Source organism: Staphylococcus sp. EG-SA-17 (genome assembly GCF_017151845.1).
GTDB classification, from domain to species: domain Bacteria; phylum Bacillota; class Bacilli; order Staphylococcales; family Staphylococcaceae; genus Staphylococcus; species Staphylococcus aureus.
On sequence record NZ_JACVZO010000207.1, the window covers coordinates 1 to 202 of the forward strand.

A 202-nucleotide genomic window follows, 5' to 3' on the forward strand; every position below is an offset into this window, starting at 1 on the left:
CAAGCATTAATTGACGAAATTGATCGAAATCCAAATCTAACAGATAAGGAAAAACAAGCGCTTAAAGATCGAATAAATCAAATATTGCAACAAGGTCATAATGGCATTAACAATGCGATGACTAAAGAAGAAATTGAACAAGCCAAAGCACAACTTGCACAAGCATTACAAGAAATTAAAGATTTAGTGAAAGCTAAAGAAA

At 31.7% G+C, this 202-nt stretch carries 1 protein-coding gene; it reads left to right on the forward strand.

Going from position 1 to position 202, the window contains the following annotated elements:
* A partial coding sequence (locus IDG65_RS14760; RefSeq protein WP_206174292.1) for a DUF1542 domain-containing protein occupies positions 1–202 on the forward strand: 202 nt, incomplete at both ends.